We start from the raw sequence: 16,107 nt of genomic DNA, 5'->3' as shown, positions 1-16,107 counted from the left end.
CCAAGGCGCTATGATGCCGGCAGTGCCGAAGTGCGGCGCGCCGGACGGCCGGAAGACATAGCCGTGCCAAAGCCCAGGGGCAATGATTGGCAATGCAGCCAGACGCCACGCTTTCGCTCGCCGAAGTTGGCCGCTTCAACGCGCTCGCCGATCGTTGGTGGGCGCCGGACGGGCCAATGGCGCCGCTCCATCGGATGAACCCGCTGCGCGTCGCGTGGATCACCCGGCGCCTGCGGCGTCATTTTGCCGAGGGCTTCCCGGGAGAGATCCTCGATGTGGGCTGCGGCGCGGGGCTTCTCGCCGAAGCGCTGGCGCGCGACGGGTTTCCGGTCCTGGGGCTGGACGCGGCTCCGGCCGCTATCGCCGCCGCGGAAGCGCATGCACAGGGTCAGGATCTTCCGCTTCGCTACCGCAGCGGCCGGATCGAAACCCTGATCGAGGAGCACATGACCTTTTCGGTCATCACGGCGCTGGAGGTCATCGAGCATGTGCCGGATCCCGGAGGCTTTCTCTCAGGTCTTGGTGCCGCCCTGGCGCCGCGCGGCCTGCTGATCGTCTCGACCTTGAACCGTACGCTCCGGTCTCTGATGACCGCCAAGATCGGCGCCGAGTATGTCGCCCGGATCCTGCCCACTGGCACGCACGACTGGCGGCAGTTCATTCCGCCGCGGGTCTTGAGCGGAATGGCCGGGGCGGCGGGCCTGCGGACCATCGACAGTGCGGGAATGAGCTTCGATCCGCTGCGCAGGCAGTGGCACCAAAGCCGCGACCTCTCGATCAACTACATCATGGCCTTCGAGAAGCGTTGAGCTTCCCGTATTCTGACCTTCATTTCGGGCTCAGCTCCTGAGGTTTTTCTTCAAGCAGACGGTAGCCGACGCCGGGCTCGTTGATCAGCAGGGCAATCGTGTCCGCACCCAGCTTCTGCCTCAGGTGCCAGATGTAGACGCGCAGGTATTGCAGGTCCTCGACATGAGCCGGACCCCAGACCGCTGTCAGAAGTTGTCTATGCGTAATGACTTTGCCAAGGTTCCGCATGAGGATTTCAAGAAGCGCGAATTCCCGCCGCGACAGCGAGAGGAGCTGCCCGTTCTCCCTGACCTCGCGGCGGTCGAGATCGAGCGACAGAGGTCCGGCCTTCAGGATGGTCTCCACGCCGTCCCGCATACGACGATGCCGCAGCGCCGCCCGTATTCGCGCGATTAATTCCCCGACCCCGAAAGGCTTCTCCACATAATCGTCGGCGCCGTTGTCGAGCGCCGTGATCTTTTCACTCTCCTGATCACGAGCAGAGAGGATGATGACCGGCACCGTGCTGAAGGCGCGCAGACGCTGGAGCGCCTGCTGCCCATCCTCGTCTGGCAGCCCCAGATCGAGAAGCACGAGGTCGGGCGCGCGGGAGGCCGCGAGGCGCAGCCCATCCGACGCTGTCGTGGTTCGTTCCACCTCGTATCCAGCCGCCTCGAGCGCCGGCACCAGGAACCGATGGATCTGCTTCTCGTCGTCGATGACGAGCAGCTTGGCGCGCGTCACGTGCCCTTGCTCCCAAAAGCGGGTGGACCTGCCGCAGGCAGGCTCATGGAGATGATGGTGCCGGGCAGGCCATCGCGGGCAAGGTCGAGGCGCGGGCTTTTCGCCGTGATCGTCCCGCCCATGGCCTGCACGAAGCCTCGCGCGATGGCGAGGCCGAGCCCAGTGCCGGGCGCCACGCGATCTCCACGTTTGGCCCGGTAAAAGCTGTCGAAGACGTGGGTGAGGTCCCCGGGCGGGATGCCGATGCCCTCGTCGGCCAGTGCCATCGTCACCAAGCCGTGCTCCGCCGTCACGCTCAGCGTGATGCCGGCGCCAACGGGCGAATACTTCACCGCGTTCTCCACGATATTCGTCAGCGCCTGTTCCAGCAGGCTCGGATCGGCGCGCACTGCGACCCCATCCGGCATGCTGACAGCCATATGCAAAGCCCCGGGAACCCGGGCGATGACCGCGTCGACCAGCGGGCCCAGTTCGACCGTCGTCAGGCGAGGGGCGATATCACCACCCTCGAGCCTGGTGAGATCCATGATGTTGCCGAGGAAGCGGGTCATCCGCCCTACGTCTTCCTCGATGCTCGCCAAAAGATCCTGACGCGTGGGTTCCGGCAGCTTCGCCCAATGGCCGCGAAGGGTCTCGGCCGCTCCACGAATACCGGTCAACGGCGTGCGCAAGTCATGAGACAGCGAATTGAGCAGCGCCGTGCGTAGAGCCTGAGTCTCGGACAGAGCCTCGCCACGGGCGGCCTCGCCGGCAAGGCGCACGCGCTCCAGCGCCACGGCCGCTTGGTCCGCGAGCGCCGAAACCGCCTGCAGCGTCGGGCCTGAGATAGACCCGTCTGCCGGCGGCCGCACACCCAGCACGCCGACGACGCCACGGCTGGTGCGGATGGGCATGAACCGCCAGGCTGCGGAGGGCAGGGTGGCTGTCCCGGCACCGGCCTCCTCCTGCCGGCTCAAGGCCCAGCGCGCGGCGGCAAGGCTGCCTTCATCCAGCGCCTCCGTGCCGTCCGGGCGGACGGCACGGGTGATCAGCCCTGCCGGCGTATCGGTGAGCACCGCGGCGGCCGGTGCCAGAGCGGCTGCCTGCTGCGCGATCTCCGTCATCAGTTCGTCCTCGGTCGCGGGTTCGCCCAAACGGCGGCTGAACAGGCCGATCCGGCGCAGACCCTCGATCCGTCCTTGCGCCGCGAGGGCCTCGGCGCGAACGCGCCCGGCCAGCACACCGGAAGAGACGGCGACAATCCCGAACACCACCATCGCTATCACGTCGCGCGGAGCGGCAATCGTGAGGCGGTAGATGGGCGGGATGAAGAAGTAGTTCCAGCACAGGAAACCGAGGACGGCCGAGAGGAGCCCGATGGCCACGCCCTGCAGAGCCGCCACGGCCATGACGGCGGCCAGGAACACCATCCCCAGCGCCTCGTGATCAACCCAGTCGCGCAGCAGCTCGCCGAGCACGACCACCGTCGCGATCATGCCGACGGCGCTGAGCCAAGGCGTTGGCGCCCAAGGGAGGCTGACGCGGAACTTTCGTGGCGACCGCTGGATAGCGGAGGGCACGATATGCAGATTGAAGTCAGCGCCCTGGCGCAGCAGCTGCTCCGCGAGGGACGCCTTCGCCCAGAGGCGGCGGCCCAGATGCTGGAACCGCCGTGGCCGTGGACGACCTACCACGATCTGGGTCACGTTCCGTCTGCCGGCGAGTTCCAGTGCTATCGCCACCACGTCGCGGCCCGCCCTGGTCTCGACCTCCGCGCCCAGCCGGGCGGCTAGGGCCTTCGGCGCCTGAGACCGGAAAAGGCCGCCTAAATTGTCCTTGGGCCGCTCGACATGCAGCGCGATCCAGGGCGCCCGTAGCGCATCGGCCAGTTGTTTAGCACGTCGCACCACCGCTTCGGCCGAGGCATCGGCGCCGATCAGCGCCAGAACACGCTCGCTCGCCGGCCAAGGACCCTTGATTGCGTTGAGGCGCATGTAGTCCTGCACGTCGGCATCGACATGTTGCGCCACCCGCCGCAGCGCGATCTCCCGCAGCGCGGTTAGATTTCCTTCCCTAAAGAAGGCGTTGAGGGCGCGGCGGGCGGTTTCCGGGCGGTAGATCTTCCCTTCGGTCAGGCGTTTGCGCAGCTCGGAGGGCGTGATGTCGATGAGTTCGATCTCGGCTGCGAGTTCCAGCACCTGATCCGGCAAAGTCTCGGTGACGCGCACGCCGGTGATGCGCGCGACATCGTCGTTCAGGCTTTCGAGATGCTGGACGTTGAGCGTGGCCCAGACCGGGATGCCAGCTTCGAGCAATTCGGCGACATCCTCCCAGCGCTTGGCGTGGGTGCTGCCGGGCACGTTCGTATGCGCGAGTTCGTCGATGAGGATCAGATCGGGCTTGCGCTCCAGGGCGCCGGCGAGATCGAACTCCTCGAGGCTTTGGCCGCGATAGGGAATGCGCCGCAGCGGCAGGATTGGCAGGGCCCCTATCTGAGCCGCGGTTTCCGCCCGGCCGTGAGTCTCGACGACGCCGATGACGACATCCACGCCCTCCGCCGCCCGCTGCCGTCCGGCGTTAAGCATCTCCCAGGTTTTGCCCACGCCGGGGGCTGCGCCCAAAAATATCCGCAAGCTCGCGCGTCCCTCAGCGGCGAGAGCGGCGGCCAGCGCATCGGGATCGGGACGGGTTTCTTCCAGCATCGATACCGGTTGTGATACCCGGTTTGCAGCGCCCTCGAAAGCGATGCCTGCTCCCCCTGACGGGAACGGGCTGTGCCGCTAGACCAGCGTCGCGATAAAATCGGGATCGACGTCCTCGATCCGCGCGGGCTGCCAGCGGGGCGCGCGGTCCTTGTCGACCACCATCGCACGAACGCCCTCGGCGAAGTCGGGGTACCGGATGATCCTCGTGACCAGTGCGAACTCGGCCGCCAGACATGCCTCGAGGCTGCGTTGGGCGCCAGCCCGCAACGAGGCGAGGCTCCAGCAGAGGGATGACGGCGACATCGATCGCAGGATCGCCAACATCGACTGGCTCCAGGGCGTTGCCTCGGCTTCGAGACGGGTGACGATCTCGCCCATGCTGTCGGCGCCGAAGCAGCGGTCGATCGCGCCGATCTCCGGCTGCATACGGAAGGGTGGCGGCGGCGCCTTGAAGCGCGCGATAGCGTCCGGTCCCTCCTGCGCGAGAGCCGCAGACAGAGCCGGCAGAAGCGCTGAAGGCACGAAGGCCGTTCCGAGGCCCGCATGCACGATGTCCGGACCCTGCAGCCGATAGCCGCAAAGGCCGAGATAGGTGCCGAGGAGTCCAGGGAGGCGCGGCAGGAAGAAGCTGGCGCCGATGTCGGGCGCGAGCCCGATTGCCGTCTCCGGCATCGCCATCACTGCGGCTTCGGTGACGATGCGATGGGTTCCATGGACGGAGATGCCGAGGCCGCCACCCATGCAGATGCCGTTGATGAGGCTGACATAGGGTCTCGGGTAGCGGGCTATAGCGCCGTTGAGGACGTATTCCTCGGCGAAGAACTGCTCGGCGGCGGCGTAGTCTCCGGCCAGCACCTGGGCCCGCACCGCACGGATGTCTCCGCCGGCGCAGAAGGCGCGCCCCTCGGCTTCCACCACCACCGCTTCGACCGCGTCATCCTCACGCCATAGGTCGAGGGTGCGCTGGATAAAGCGGATCATCGGCAGGTCGAGCGCGTTGAGAGCCTTCTGCCGGTCGATTTTCAACCGCCCGACTCGCCCGTCGCGCGAGGCGAGAACCCCCGGACCCGGGGTCGCCGCACTCGGATCGCCGTCCATCGCTCACGCTCCCGCCGAACGCTTCTCAGCTTGGCGATCTTCCGGAAGCTAGGCAATCCTCGCCACGTGTGGCGCGTCAGACGAGGGCAGGGGCTTGGACACCGCGCAGCCCCAACCGGCCCCGCACCCTGTCGACCTCCGGCCCGACGATGCGGATCGGGGCACAGCCGAGTGCATCCCGGACGAGCTGTGCCTCCGGACCTTGCAAGCCAAAGGCGCTGAGTGTCGAGCGTCCATCGCCGCTCAACAGCATGGCCGCGTCGGCGCCGGTATCGAGGAAGCTCTCGGTCGGCAGACCCTCCGAGAGGATAACCGCGTGTCGGGTAAGCTCGATGTGGTGATAGGTCACCGTCGGCCGCGCAACCTGGCGGATGGTGGTGCCGTTCACGAGCTGCTTCGCCGGGATCAGCACCCCTTGCGCCAGAATGGCGTGATCGGGCGACAGAAACAGGTCGCGGTGCGGCGCTCCCTGGGCGAAGGCGTGCGCCTCGATGCGGATCGGCCAGACGCGCTCCGGTTCCGGGTGGGCGTCGCAGTCGGCCACGCGATGTCCCGCCCAGACAACTGGCAGGATCTCGCCGAGGACCGTGAGCACCTCGTCGCCCGGCTTCAACTCCTCGACCAGCCTCTCGCCGCTGGGCGTCGCGATCCGGGTGCCGGACGCGAAGCAGGGCACGACCGCTATCGTCGTGTTGCCGCCCGAAGCGGTCACCGTCACCGCGCCGCCTGGATTGACGAAGTCGATGGTATCGGTCGTGCCACCCGAGGTGAGGCTCAGCACGCCGCCGGAGTAGCTGCTCGTCAGCCCGGTGACGCCATTCAGTGTGATGCTGTCGCCGATGGCGAAGCCTTTGACGAAGTCGCCGTTAAAGCCTGCAAGGGTGCCCCCAACGACCCAGGCATCGCCGCTGTCGAAGGTGATGGTGCCGAAGCCCGTGACTTGGCCGCCGATACCGCTGAAGGTGCCCGTTGTCGCGACCGGTTCCGATCCGAGCTCGAGCACGTTACCCGCACCGGCGCCGGTCACCGCGCCGATGAATACAGCCCCGGCTTCGACGACAAGATCGTTCGCGGCTCCTGTGAAGAGCACTGCCTTACCGGTAGCCGCGGTCGCATCGATGGTGCCCGCGTTGATGACCGTGCCGCCACCCATCATGACTGCTATCGTCGTCGATTGGATCACCGCGCCGGCCATGTTCGTGACCGAGCCGCCGGCAACCATGCGGGCGCCGTAATCTGAGCCGTAAATGTATCCTGAGTTGACCACGGTCGCGGCGACGTTGCCGGTCAACACGCCGCCGTAGGTGCCGATGATGGAGCCGGTGTTGGTAATCTGGCCGCCTGCCTCAAGATCGATCGCGTATCCCGACGCTCCGATCGCGCCGATATCGCCGCTGTTCGTGACGAAGCCGAGGCCGCCTTCGATCTTTACTCCGCTGTAGTCGCCGTAGATGCTTCCGGTCCCGCTGTTGGTGACGGTGCCGCCCTGGTCCAGTGCCACGCCCTGACCATCCAGCGTCGTCGTGACGATGCTGCCGGTATTGGTGACGGTCCCCACGCCGCCGGCAATGTCGATGCCGCCGATGCCGCCGAAGATCGTCCCGGTGCCCGAGTTCGTGACGCTGCCGCCGCCGCCGAGATAGATGCCGTCGTATTCATGGTTGTTCGGGTTGACGACGGCCTCGAGCCCGCTCGAGTCGATCGTGCCCGTATTGGTGACGACCGATGCGCCGGAACTGACATCAATGCCGTTGTAGAACCCGGAGATGACGCCCGAGTTTGTGATCGACCCGCCGCCCGCGAGATCGATGCCGTTTGCGCCCGCGGCCGACGCAGTCGCGGACACGTGGCCTTCATTGTTGATGGTCCATCCTGCTGCAGGTTTTCCGCCGGTTGCAGGCCCGATGATGGCGACACCGGTCGATACGGTGATCGACCCTGTGCCCGAGATCGTCGTCGGACTGACAGTGAGCGTAACGCCCTGCGTGATAGCGGTGGAAATTGTGCCCGACATGACCCCTCCGACTGATCGACATGCAAACAGTAGCGGAACGGTATGACCAGCCAGTTAACGGAACCCGGACAAACACTAAATCGTCGGGAAAGGTTGGATGTCGGCTTCCCTCTACCGGGCTAGCAGGATCGTAACGTCATGTTGCCCTATCGTTAAGCGCAACCCGCAGCGCGATTGACTTCGCGTGGGCGTCGAGCCCTTCCGCTTCGGCCAGCCGGACAGCGGCCGGTCCCACCGCCGCTAAAGCCGCCGCATCGCCCGCGACCCATGTCGTGCGCTTGAGAAAGTCGAAAACTGACAAGCCCGAGGCGAAGCGCGAGGTTCGTCCCGTCGGCAGCACATGGTTGGGGCCGGCGACGTAATCGCCGATCGCCTCCGGCAGATCGCGCCCGAGAAAAGCCGCCCCGGCATGACGGATGCGGGCGAAGAACGCCTCCGGCTCATCGATCATGATCTGCAGGTGCTCGGGGGCAAGCCGGTTGACCAGTTCCGCCGCCTCCGTCCAGTCCGTCACGATGACGATGGCGCCATGCTCGGCCCAGCTTTTACGGGCGATTGCCGCCCGCGGCAGCGTCGGCAGAGCCGCCTCAACCGCCGCGGCCACGGCGTCGGCGAAGGCCGCATCCGTCGTCACCAGAATGCTCTGCGCGGATTCGTCGTGCTCGGCCTGGGCGAGGAGGTCCATCGCCACGTGCGCCGGGTTACTTCCGGCATCCGCCACCACCACGACCTCGGAGGGGCCGGCAATGCCATCGATGCCCACGCGGCCGAAGACCTGACGCTTCGCCTCGGCGACAAAGGCGTTGCCCGGCCCCACGATCCGGTCGACGGCCGGAACCGTCCCGGTGCCGTAAGCGAGTGCCGCGATCGCCTGCGCGCCGCCGATGCGGTAAATCTCGGTGATCCCGGCCCGTTCGGCCGCCGCCAGAACCAGCGGATTGAGGACCCCGTCCGGCGCCGGAACCGTGATGGCGATGCGGCCGACGCCCGCCGCCCGTGCCGGCAGAGCGCTCATCAGAACGGACGAAGGGTAGGCGGCCTTGCCGCCGGGCACATAGAGCCCCACCGCATCGAGCGGCATCCAGCGCATCCCCATGCGATAACCTGCCGCATCCGCCATTTCCAGGTCGCGCGGCATCTGTGCCGTGTGGAATGCCTCTATCCGTGTCGCCGCGAGGTCGAGCGCCGCCAGAAGCTCGGGCTGCACCGTCGCCTTGGCGGCGGCGATCTCTGCCGCGGTCACCCGCAGACGGTCGGGCGCCACGTCCACACGGTCGAACCGCCTTGTGTAGTCGCAGAGCGCCGCGTCACCGCGCGCGCGGACGTCGGCGATGATCGCCGCAACCTGCTCGCCGACGATCTCGGTCGTCTCGCGCGCCTGGGCGAGCAGCGCCGCAAACTCCGCGGGAAACGTCGGGTCGGCGGTCGACAGCCGGCGCATCAGTTGGCTCCCTGGCCAAGGGCCTGGCGGAAGCGCGCGATCCAGGCGCCGATCACCTCGGGCCGCGTCTTGAGCGCGGCACGGTTCACGATCAGGCGGCTGGTGACGGCGGCGATGACCTCGGTCTCCACCAGGCCGTTCGCGCGGAGCGTGCTGCCGGTCTGCACTAGGTCGACGATGAGCCGCGACAGGCCCAGGCGTGGCGCCAGCTCCATGGCGCCGCTGAGGTGCACGACCTCTGCATGAATGCCGCGCGCGGCATAATGGCGGCGGGCGATGTTCGGGTATTTCGTCGCGACCCGGACGCGGGACCAGCGGGCGGTATCGTCGGCGCCTGCAGTTTCCTCCGGTTCGGCCACCGACACGCGGCATTGGCCGATCCCGAGGTCGAGCGGAGCGTAGATTTCGGCGTAGTCGAACTCCATCAGCACATCCGCGCCGCAGATGCCGATGTCGGCGGCCCCGAAGGCCACGAACGTCGCAACATCGAATGACCGCACGCGCACGATGTCGAGCCCTGGGTGGCTTGTGGGAAAGCGCAGGCGCCGGCTGCCTTCATCGACGAGGTCGGGCGGCGGCACGACCCCCATGCGGGCCAGAAGCGGCATGCAGTCGCCGAGGATGCGGCCCTTCGGCAGCGCCATCACGATGCCGCCTTCCGCCGCGTCGTCAGCGTCGGTCTCGGTGCGGGAACGATCGAGTGTCTGGGTCATGGGTGGGCGCTCTAGCATTCGCCAGGAGCAGGGCAAAGCCCGGCAGCTGTAGCTATTCCGAGATATCAGCGGCCCGCGGCGAGGATGAAGGTGCAGAGGAAGTGCAGCAGCGGGTTGCGCGCCACCTCGCCGGTCGCGAAAGGCGGCGGCGGCTTGCCGACCATATGCCGCTGCCGGTACTCGGCGGCGCGGAACCAAGGGGCGGGGTCCAGGTCGCGAGGCGCGCCGATCGCCAGATAATGGGCAAAGATGTCCCGCGCGCGGCCGAGGTCCTGCCCGTAGCTGGCGATATAGAATTCGATGTCGAAGAGCGGCAGCGGGCTGAACCGCCGCTCTGCACGATGTGTGAGGTAGTGCCCCAGGGCAGACTGGCCGGATGACAGGCCGTAAGCCGCACGATACCAGCCAGGATCGAAGTAGAGGCTTGGCCGGTGACCTAGCGCCTCGCCCTCCAGGACATAATGGCAGAGCGGGCTCACCGCGGCGGGCGGCGTGTAGCGCTGCCGGTACCAGACGCCATCGAAATACGGATTGGGCCGGCGATGCTCACGCCATCCCGCAGCCGCGTAATGATCGACGGCGTCGAGGCCGGCCTGATGCACATCCGGACCGTTGATATAGTAGTAGTTGGGATCGATCAGCCCCGATGCGCGCAGGATATCGGCCTCCTGGCGCGGAAGCCGGCCCTCTGCACGGCCCCGTGCTTGGTAGTGTTCGAATGGATCGAGACCGGCTGCGGCTACGTCCTGATTGTCCGCGACGTAGAAGCGCGAATCGAAGTCTGGGTTCGGGCTGACAAACCCCTCCGATCGATGGCTGAGATAATGGGCGAGGGCGGACACGTCTCTCGTCACGTTATGGGCGGCGCGATACCAGGTCGGGTCGAACCAGGCGATCGGCCGCAGCCCCGCTGCCTCCCCATGTTTCAGGTAGTGGAGCAGGGGGTCTCCAGCCAGTGCGCCCGGTAACTGAGCCTTGTAGAAGGCAGGATCGAAGGCAGCGTTCGGCCAGCGCCCTTCCTGCCAGCCGAGGCTTGCGTAATGCTCGGCGCAGTCCACCCCCGCCGCCGCGATATCGGGGTGCCGCCCGCGATACCAGGCCACGTCCACTGCCGCCCGGACGCCGGGTGCGGCGTCCTCCTGCTCGGCGGGTGAGGGGGCGACGGCGTTCACGACTTCGTATTCTCCTTGGCCGGTATCACCCAAAAGGGAACAGGCGGTCTCTTCTATAGCGCGAAATCGAGTTCTTCGATCCGGTCATCCTCGGCCGTCCGCGCCGGCGGTTCGGCGACGGCGTCCTCTGCCTGCTTCGTCTGGCGCAGAGACAGGCGGTAGCTGAACCGATCCCACCGCATGGAAGCATGGAGAAGCAGGATGGGCCGCCCCTCGGCGTCGCGCATCAGCCGGCGTAGGGAGAAGATGGGGGCGCCCGCCGGCAGGTCGAGCAGCTTGGCGATGCCCGGCGGGGCCGGCGCGGCGCTCAGCAGCTGCTCGGCGCTATCGGCCACGTGGCCGCGGCTCTTCAGGATATCGATCAGGTTCAACTGATCGAGCGCCTCCTCGCTCATCTCACGACCGATGTGCTCGGGCATCTGGACGGAGCTGTGGCTGACCGGTTGTCCCAGCCTACGGCGCAGCCGCGTGACCCAGAGCACGCGGCTTTCAGGATCAACCTGGAGCGTCTCGGCCAGATCGGCCTCTGGCCTGATCCAGCGGAAACTCAAAATCCGGGGCCTCATGTCGGCGCCCTCGGCCAGCACGGATGCGATCGCCTGCCCGACATCGACGACAAGAGGCGCTGGCCTCGGCAATACGGTGGCGCTCCGCCCTTGGCTGCGCTCGATCAGCCCGGCGCGCTCAAGCTCCTCAAGCGCGCGGCGGACGGTGATGCGGGACACCAGGAAGCGCTGCTCGAGCATGTACTCGCTCGGGAGCGCACCTCCCACGGTGTAGCGGTCGGAGAGAATTTCGTCGCGCAGGGACTGATAGACGCGAGCGTAAAGCGGCGGCCCCGACGGTTGCTGAAGTTTCGTTCGCATCTGTGCCTGTCCTATGCCGGCGCGAGTTGCAGGCCGAGGCCGCTGCGGTAGTAATCGAGAACCTCAGCCACCGGCAGAACATCCGCGTATTTCTTGTGCATGTCATAGAGGTTGGCGAAATGCGGGCTCTCATGCAGGTCGGCCACGCATTCCTCGGGGACAATCGTTCGGTAGCCGCGAGAGAGGCTGTCCACCACCGTGGCGCGGACGCAACCCGATGTCGAGCCACCGGTCACGATCACGGTGTCGCAGCCGTAATGGACCAGCAGCGATGCCAGGCTGGTTTCGTGAAACGCGGACGGCATGAGCTTGTTGACGATGTGGTCTAGTTCCGGATCGATGCGAAGTCTCTCATCGAGAGCGGCCCGCCGCTCTCCGCGTCTGACGTTCCGCAGCGAATCCGGCGTGTTGTCCCGGCACCCGAAGACGCCGCAGTCGGCGCCGTCCGGCCGGTAGGCGACGTAGGTCCACAGCACCGGCAAGCGCCGCGCCCGCGCAAGATCGGCCAGTTCGTTGACGTAGTCGAAGGCGCGGGGATCGTTGTCATAGGCCGTGACGAACTCATCGACCGCCGTGTAGGCGTTCTGCCAATCGACGTTGACCAGCATAGGCCTGACCCCAAATCCGAACCGGCGACGGCGCGGATCGGCGCGCAGTTCGGCGAACATCTCCCTGGCCGTCTTGCCGGATGTTTCCATGTCTGCAGTTCACCTCATCGATCGGAGTAGTGCGTCTTCAACGAAGGCGGCGGCGGCGAGGGTTCGCGCATCCTCGCCCCAGGCGCCGACCAGCTGCACGCCGACAGGAAGGCCACCTCGCCCGTCGCCGGCCGGCACCGCGACGCAGGGCAGGTAGAGCAGCGTCCACACCCGGTTGAACATGGCGTCGCCCGTGCTGCCCAGACCGGCAGGCGCCTCGCCCGGCGCGGCCAACGTCAGAATCCCGTCGAGCCCAAGGCCCCGCAAGGCCATGTTCCACCTCACCCGCGCGACCGCGGCGATCGTCAGCGCCGCCAGATGTTCCGCGGCGGAGGCCGGCGGCGTCGGCTCCACGAGGGTGCGCGTCTTCGGGCGCAGCCTGTCGAGATGGGCGAGACGCTCGTGGGCAAGGGCGCGCGGCACCTCCCACCGCATGACCGCGTCGTGCGCCGCCAGCAGAGCCTCGAAGTCGTCAGGGTCGTCGAACTCCACCAACGTCGCACCGGCCTGCGCCGCCGCAGTGGCCGCGGCCTCGACCGCCTGCTGGCTCGCGGGCTCGGCCCGGTGCCAGACGGGGGTGCGGAACACGGCCAGACGAGGCGGCGGTTGCGGTCCGTCCGCGACCGCCCAGCCGGGATCGCCCCGCAGCACGGCCGCAAAGAACGCCAGATCGCGCACATCCCGCGCCAGCAGTCCGACGGTATCGAGACTGTCGGCGAGGGCCTTCACCCCCGTCCGGTCGAGCAATCCGAAGGTCGGCTTGAAGCCTGCTACGCCGCAGAAGGCCGCCGGCCGGATGATCGAGCCCGAGGTCTGCGTGCCGAAGCCGAGCGGCGCCATGCCGCTGGCCACCGCCGCTGCCGAACCGGAAGACGAACCGCCGGGGGTTGTGCCCGGACGCCGCGGATGCTGCGTCGGCCCAGGGTCGAAGCCCGCAAACTCGGTGGTCACGGTCTTGCCGAGCACGACCGCGCCCGCGGCCCGGATCACCGCCACGGCGGCGGCATCGCGCGGCGGCTGGTTGTCGGCGGGATAAGCCGCCGATCCATAGGCCGTTGGCAGATCATGCGTGTCGAAGACGTCCTTCACCGCTACCGGAACCCCTCGCATGAGCCCAGTGGCCTCGCGATCCCGCAGCCTTGCCTCGGCACTCGCCTGTTCGGGGACAAGATGCGCCCACGCGCGGATGTCCGGCTCGACCGCCGCAATGCGGCCGAGATAGGCGGCGGTCACAGCTTCCGCAGTGGTGTCGCCGGCCGCGATACGGGCAGGCAGATGACGCGCAGGAATGGCGAGAAGATCAGTCAAGGGTGCTACAGGCATGGCGTATCGCTCCTCAGCGCTGGTGTCATCCAGCGTAAAGATGTCATAACAAGACGACATCGAATCGGCGATATCCTATTCATCATGCCACGCGCTTTCGAGGTGCGACCATGCCGCCCCACTTACTATCGTTCGGCGCGCCGAATGCTTGACCACGCAGGTCAGGCGCCGGCCGAGGTGGAGGCGCCGGAAGGTTTGCTTCGCCTCCTGATACCGATGACCGTGGCTGTCGCCTTCATGATGGAGCAGATCGACACCACCGTCATCACGACGGCCTTGCCCAGCATGGCAGCAAGCTTCGGCCGCAGCGCCATCTCCCTGAACCTCGCCATCACCGCCTACCTCATCAGCCTCGCGGTTTTCATCCCGGTGAGCGGCTGGGTCGCCGACCGCTTCGGCATGCGGCGGACCTTCGTCACGGCGCTCGGGTTGTTCACCCTGGGCTCGCTGTGCTGCGGAGCGGCTCCCAGCTTTTGGTCGCTGATCGCCATGCGGGTGCTGCAGGGAGTGGGCGGCGCCATGATGACCCCGGTTGGCCGGCTCATCCTCCTGCGCTCCTTCCCCAAGCGCGAGCTGGTGCGCGCGATGACCTACTTCACCATGCCGCTCATCATCGGGCCGACGCTTGGCCCCATCCTTGGCGGACTCATCACGCACTACTTCGGCTGGCGCTGGATTTTCCTCGTGAACCTGCCGGTGGGGCTGATCGGCATGGTGGCCGCGTGGCGCTTCGTGTGCGAACAGCGGCTCGCCAGCCCGCCACGCTTCGACATGCCGGGCTTCCTGATGACGGGCGCCGCCCTCGTTCTGCTGCAGATCGCCATCCAGTGCCTTGGCGAGCGGGCCACATTGCCTCTGGCCGGCCTGCTGTTCCTCGCCGCCGTCGTCATCTTCGGGCTCTACGCGCGATACATGCGGGGCCTCGGCCATCCCGCGCTCGACCTGCGGCTGTTGCGCATCCCATCCTTCCGCGTCGGCGTCCTGTCGGGCGGCATCAGCCGGATCGGACTCAACTCGGTGTCGTTTCTGCTGCCGCTGATGCTGCAGCTCGGCTTTGGCTACAGCCCCATCCACTCCGGCCTGATCACCTTCATCGGAAGTTTCGGCACCCTCCTCATCCGGCCCCTTGTCAGCCGGATGCTGCGGCGGCTGGGCTTCGGCCGGTTGCTGGCGCTGAACGCCGTCTACAGCGCCCTCTGCGTCGCCGGCTTTGCTCTGGTGGGGATGGGCACGCCGGACTGGACCATTCTGGTCTGGGTGCTCCTCTCGGGCATCGGCCGCGGTCTGCAGTTCACCACGCTGAACACGGTCAGCTTCGTCGAGACCCGGCCCGACCAGCTCAGCCGGAGCACATCCTTCTCAGGTGTCGCACAGCAGCTCACCATGGGCCTCGGCGTCGCGCTCGCCGCCGTCTTGCTGAAAACTTTCGGCCGAAGCGCCGCTGGGTTGTCCGTCGAGACCTTCCACCACGTGTTTCTGGTCATGGCGGTGGTGACGCTCGTCTCCATCCCGGGCTTCCTGATGCTGAAACCTGAAACCGGTTCTGCCGTCAGCGGCTATCGCCGCGCGAACGCTTAGGATACTGGCGCTGACGGTCCTTTCAGTTGGAGTAGGCTCTTGCTGCGCAAATTCGGTTTCGCCGTCATCTTCCTGCTCTGCGCGACGTCTATGGCGCAGGCGAACGACAAGCTGACGGTCCTGCTCGACTGGTTCGTCAACCCGGACCACGCGCCCCTGTTCGTCGCGCAATATATCGGCGCCTACCAGAAAGAGGGTCTGGACGTGCGCTTCATCGCCCCGGCCGATCCCAGCATGCCCCCGCGCGAGGTGGCCGCCGGGAAGGGTGACCTCGCACTCAGCTATCAGCCGCAGCTCTATCTGCTGGTGGATGCGGGCCTGCCGGTCGTGCGCGTCGGCACGCTGATCGACAAGCCGCTGAATACGCTGACGGCGCTCGCCGGCAGCGGCATCAAGACGATGAAGGACTTCAAGGGCAAGCGGATCGGCTATTCGGTCAGCGGCGTCGAGGACGCGCTTGTCGGCACCATGCTGCAGCATGTCGGGCTGTCGCTGTCGGATGTCACGATGGTCAACGTGAACTTCGCCCTCGTGACGTCCCTGCTGGCGCATCAGGTGGACGGGGTCATCGGCACCTACCGCAACTTCGAGGATAACGAGCTAACCGAGAAGGGCGCCACGCCCATCATCTTCTCGCCGCAGGATTACGGCGTGCCGATGGATGACGAACTCATCATCCTGGCGAACAAGAACCGGGTGAGCGATCCGCGCATCGCCCGCTTTCTCGCCGCCGTGCAGCTCGGCACCGCCTATCTCGTCGCCCATCCGGATGCGATGTGGGCAAGCTTTGCGAAGGATCACCCGGATCTCGACAACACCCTCAACAAGACGGCGTGGTTCCAGACGGTCTCCTACTTCGCGCAGGACCCGTTCCGGCTCGACGATGCCCGGTACCGGACCTATGAGACCTTCATGTTCTCCAACCATCTGATCGCGAAGCAGCTGCCGCTCTCAGACTATGCCGTGCAGCTGAAGCAGCCCTGACCG

The 16,107-nt window shown here is 66.8% G+C and carries 13 protein-coding genes; 3 read left to right on the top strand and 10 right to left on the bottom strand.

Annotated elements, in window-relative coordinates; genetic code table 11:
• Window positions 1-92: 92 nt before the first annotated feature.
• Complete coding sequence (gene ubiG, locus ACOEQ1_RS16125; RefSeq protein ID WP_419760251.1) at window positions 93-809, top strand: bifunctional 2-polyprenyl-6-hydroxyphenol methylase/3-demethylubiquinol 3-O-methyltransferase UbiG; 717 nt, start codon at window positions 93-95, stop codon at window positions 807-809.
• Window positions 810-828: 19 nt separating this feature from the next.
• Here ubiG and ACOEQ1_RS16120 read toward each other — a convergent pair whose 3' ends face one another.
• From ACOEQ1_RS16120 to ACOEQ1_RS16075, 10 genes are all read right to left on the bottom strand, one after another.
• Window positions 829-1,533 (bottom strand): response regulator, encoded by a 705-nt coding sequence (locus ACOEQ1_RS16120; protein WP_419760250.1) that lies wholly within the window; start codon window positions 1,531-1,533, stop codon window positions 829-831.
• Window positions 1,530-4,214, bottom strand: a complete 2,685-nt coding sequence (locus ACOEQ1_RS16115; protein ID WP_419760249.1) for a DUF4118 domain-containing protein — start codon at window positions 4,212-4,214, stop codon at window positions 1,530-1,532. The genes ACOEQ1_RS16120 and ACOEQ1_RS16115 overlap by 4 nt, the downstream gene beginning before the upstream one ends.
• 78 nt (window positions 4,215-4,292) lie before the next feature.
• Window positions 4,293-5,315 (bottom strand): enoyl-CoA hydratase/isomerase family protein, encoded by a 1,023-nt coding sequence (locus ACOEQ1_RS16110; protein ID WP_419760248.1) that lies wholly within the window; start codon window positions 5,313-5,315, stop codon window positions 4,293-4,295.
• 76 nt (window positions 5,316-5,391) lie between these two features.
• Window positions 5,392-7,329: a Hint domain-containing protein gene (locus ACOEQ1_RS16105; protein ID WP_419760247.1), complete on the bottom strand. Its 1,938-nt coding sequence runs from the start codon at window positions 7,327-7,329 to the stop codon at window positions 5,392-5,394.
• Between the two features lie 136 nt (window positions 7,330-7,465).
• Window positions 7,466-8,770, bottom strand: a complete 1,305-nt coding sequence (hisD, locus tag ACOEQ1_RS16100; RefSeq protein WP_419760246.1) for a histidinol dehydrogenase — start codon at window positions 8,768-8,770, stop codon at window positions 7,466-7,468.
• Window positions 8,770-9,414, bottom strand: coding sequence for an ATP phosphoribosyltransferase (hisG, locus tag ACOEQ1_RS16095; RefSeq protein ID WP_419760719.1), 645 nt, complete (start codon window positions 9,412-9,414; stop codon window positions 8,770-8,772). The genes hisD and hisG overlap by 1 nt, the downstream gene beginning before the upstream one ends.
• A gap of 134 nt (window positions 9,415-9,548) precedes the next feature.
• Window positions 9,549-10,655, bottom strand: coding sequence for a hypothetical protein (locus ACOEQ1_RS16090; RefSeq protein ID WP_419760245.1), 1,107 nt, complete (start codon window positions 10,653-10,655; stop codon window positions 9,549-9,551).
• A gap of 53 nt (window positions 10,656-10,708) precedes the next feature.
• Window positions 10,709-11,521 carry a GntR family transcriptional regulator gene (locus ACOEQ1_RS16085; RefSeq protein WP_419760244.1) on the bottom strand — a complete coding sequence of 271 codons (813 nt, stop codon included), beginning with the start codon at window positions 11,519-11,521 and terminating at the stop codon, window positions 10,709-10,711.
• A gap of 11 nt (window positions 11,522-11,532) precedes the next feature.
• Complete coding sequence (locus ACOEQ1_RS16080) at window positions 11,533-12,219, bottom strand: isochorismatase family protein (protein ID WP_419760243.1); 687 nt, start codon at window positions 12,217-12,219, stop codon at window positions 11,533-11,535.
• Window positions 12,220-12,228: 9 nt separating this feature from the next.
• Complete coding sequence (locus ACOEQ1_RS16075) at window positions 12,229-13,542, bottom strand: amidase (protein ID WP_419760242.1); 1,314 nt, start codon at window positions 13,540-13,542, stop codon at window positions 12,229-12,231.
• A gap of 144 nt (window positions 13,543-13,686) precedes the next feature.
• Here ACOEQ1_RS16075 and ACOEQ1_RS16070 point away from each other — a divergent pair, with 144 nt between their 5' ends.
• Both ACOEQ1_RS16070 and ACOEQ1_RS16065 read left to right on the top strand, forming a co-directional pair.
• Window positions 13,687-15,120, top strand: coding sequence for a DHA2 family efflux MFS transporter permease subunit (locus ACOEQ1_RS16070; protein WP_419760241.1), 1,434 nt, complete (start codon window positions 13,687-13,689; stop codon window positions 15,118-15,120).
• A 39-nt stretch (window positions 15,121-15,159) separates the two neighbouring features.
• A complete protein-coding gene (locus ACOEQ1_RS16065; RefSeq protein ID WP_419760240.1) occupies window positions 15,160-16,104 on the top strand; it encodes an ABC transporter substrate-binding protein in 945 nt (314 codons plus the stop codon).
• The last annotated feature ends 3 nt before the right edge of the window (window positions 16,105-16,107 follow it).

This window comes from Acidisoma sp., from assembly GCF_965199065.1.
Classification (GTDB): domain Bacteria; phylum Pseudomonadota; class Alphaproteobacteria; order Acetobacterales; family Acetobacteraceae; genus Acidisoma.
Note: the sequence above shows the minus strand (reverse complement) of the source record. Positions and strands in the feature narration are given on the sequence as shown.

Coding starts and splice junctions, on each gene's coding strand:
- ACOEQ1_RS16105 (WP_419760247.1), bottom strand. CDS start 7,329: ATGTCGGGCACAATTTCCACCGCTATCACGCAGGGCGTTACGCTCACT.
- ACOEQ1_RS16075 (WP_419760242.1), bottom strand. CDS start 13,542: ATGCCTGTAGCACCCTTGACTGATCTTCTCGCCATTCCTGCGCGTCAT.
- ACOEQ1_RS16110 (WP_419760248.1), bottom strand. CDS start 5,315: ATGGACGGCGATCCGAGTGCGGCGACCCCGGGTCCGGGGGTTCTCGCC.
- hisD (WP_419760246.1), bottom strand. CDS start 8,770: ATGCGCCGGCTGTCGACCGCCGACCCGACGTTTCCCGCGGAGTTTGCG.
- ACOEQ1_RS16115 (WP_419760249.1), bottom strand. CDS start 4,214: ATGCTGGAAGAAACCCGTCCCGATCCCGATGCGCTGGCCGCCGCTCTC.
- ACOEQ1_RS16080 (WP_419760243.1), bottom strand. CDS start 12,219: ATGGAAACATCCGGCAAGACGGCCAGGGAGATGTTCGCCGAACTGCGC.
- ACOEQ1_RS16085 (WP_419760244.1), bottom strand. CDS start 11,521: ATGCGAACGAAACTTCAGCAACCGTCGGGGCCGCCGCTTTACGCTCGC.
- ACOEQ1_RS16070 (WP_419760241.1), top strand. CDS start 13,687: ATGCTTGACCACGCAGGTCAGGCGCCGGCCGAGGTGGAGGCGCCGGAA.
- hisG (WP_419760719.1), bottom strand. CDS start 9,414: ATGGCGCTGCCGAAGGGCCGCATCCTCGGCGACTGCATGCCGCTTCTG.
- ubiG (WP_419760251.1), top strand. CDS start 93: ATGCAGCCAGACGCCACGCTTTCGCTCGCCGAAGTTGGCCGCTTCAAC.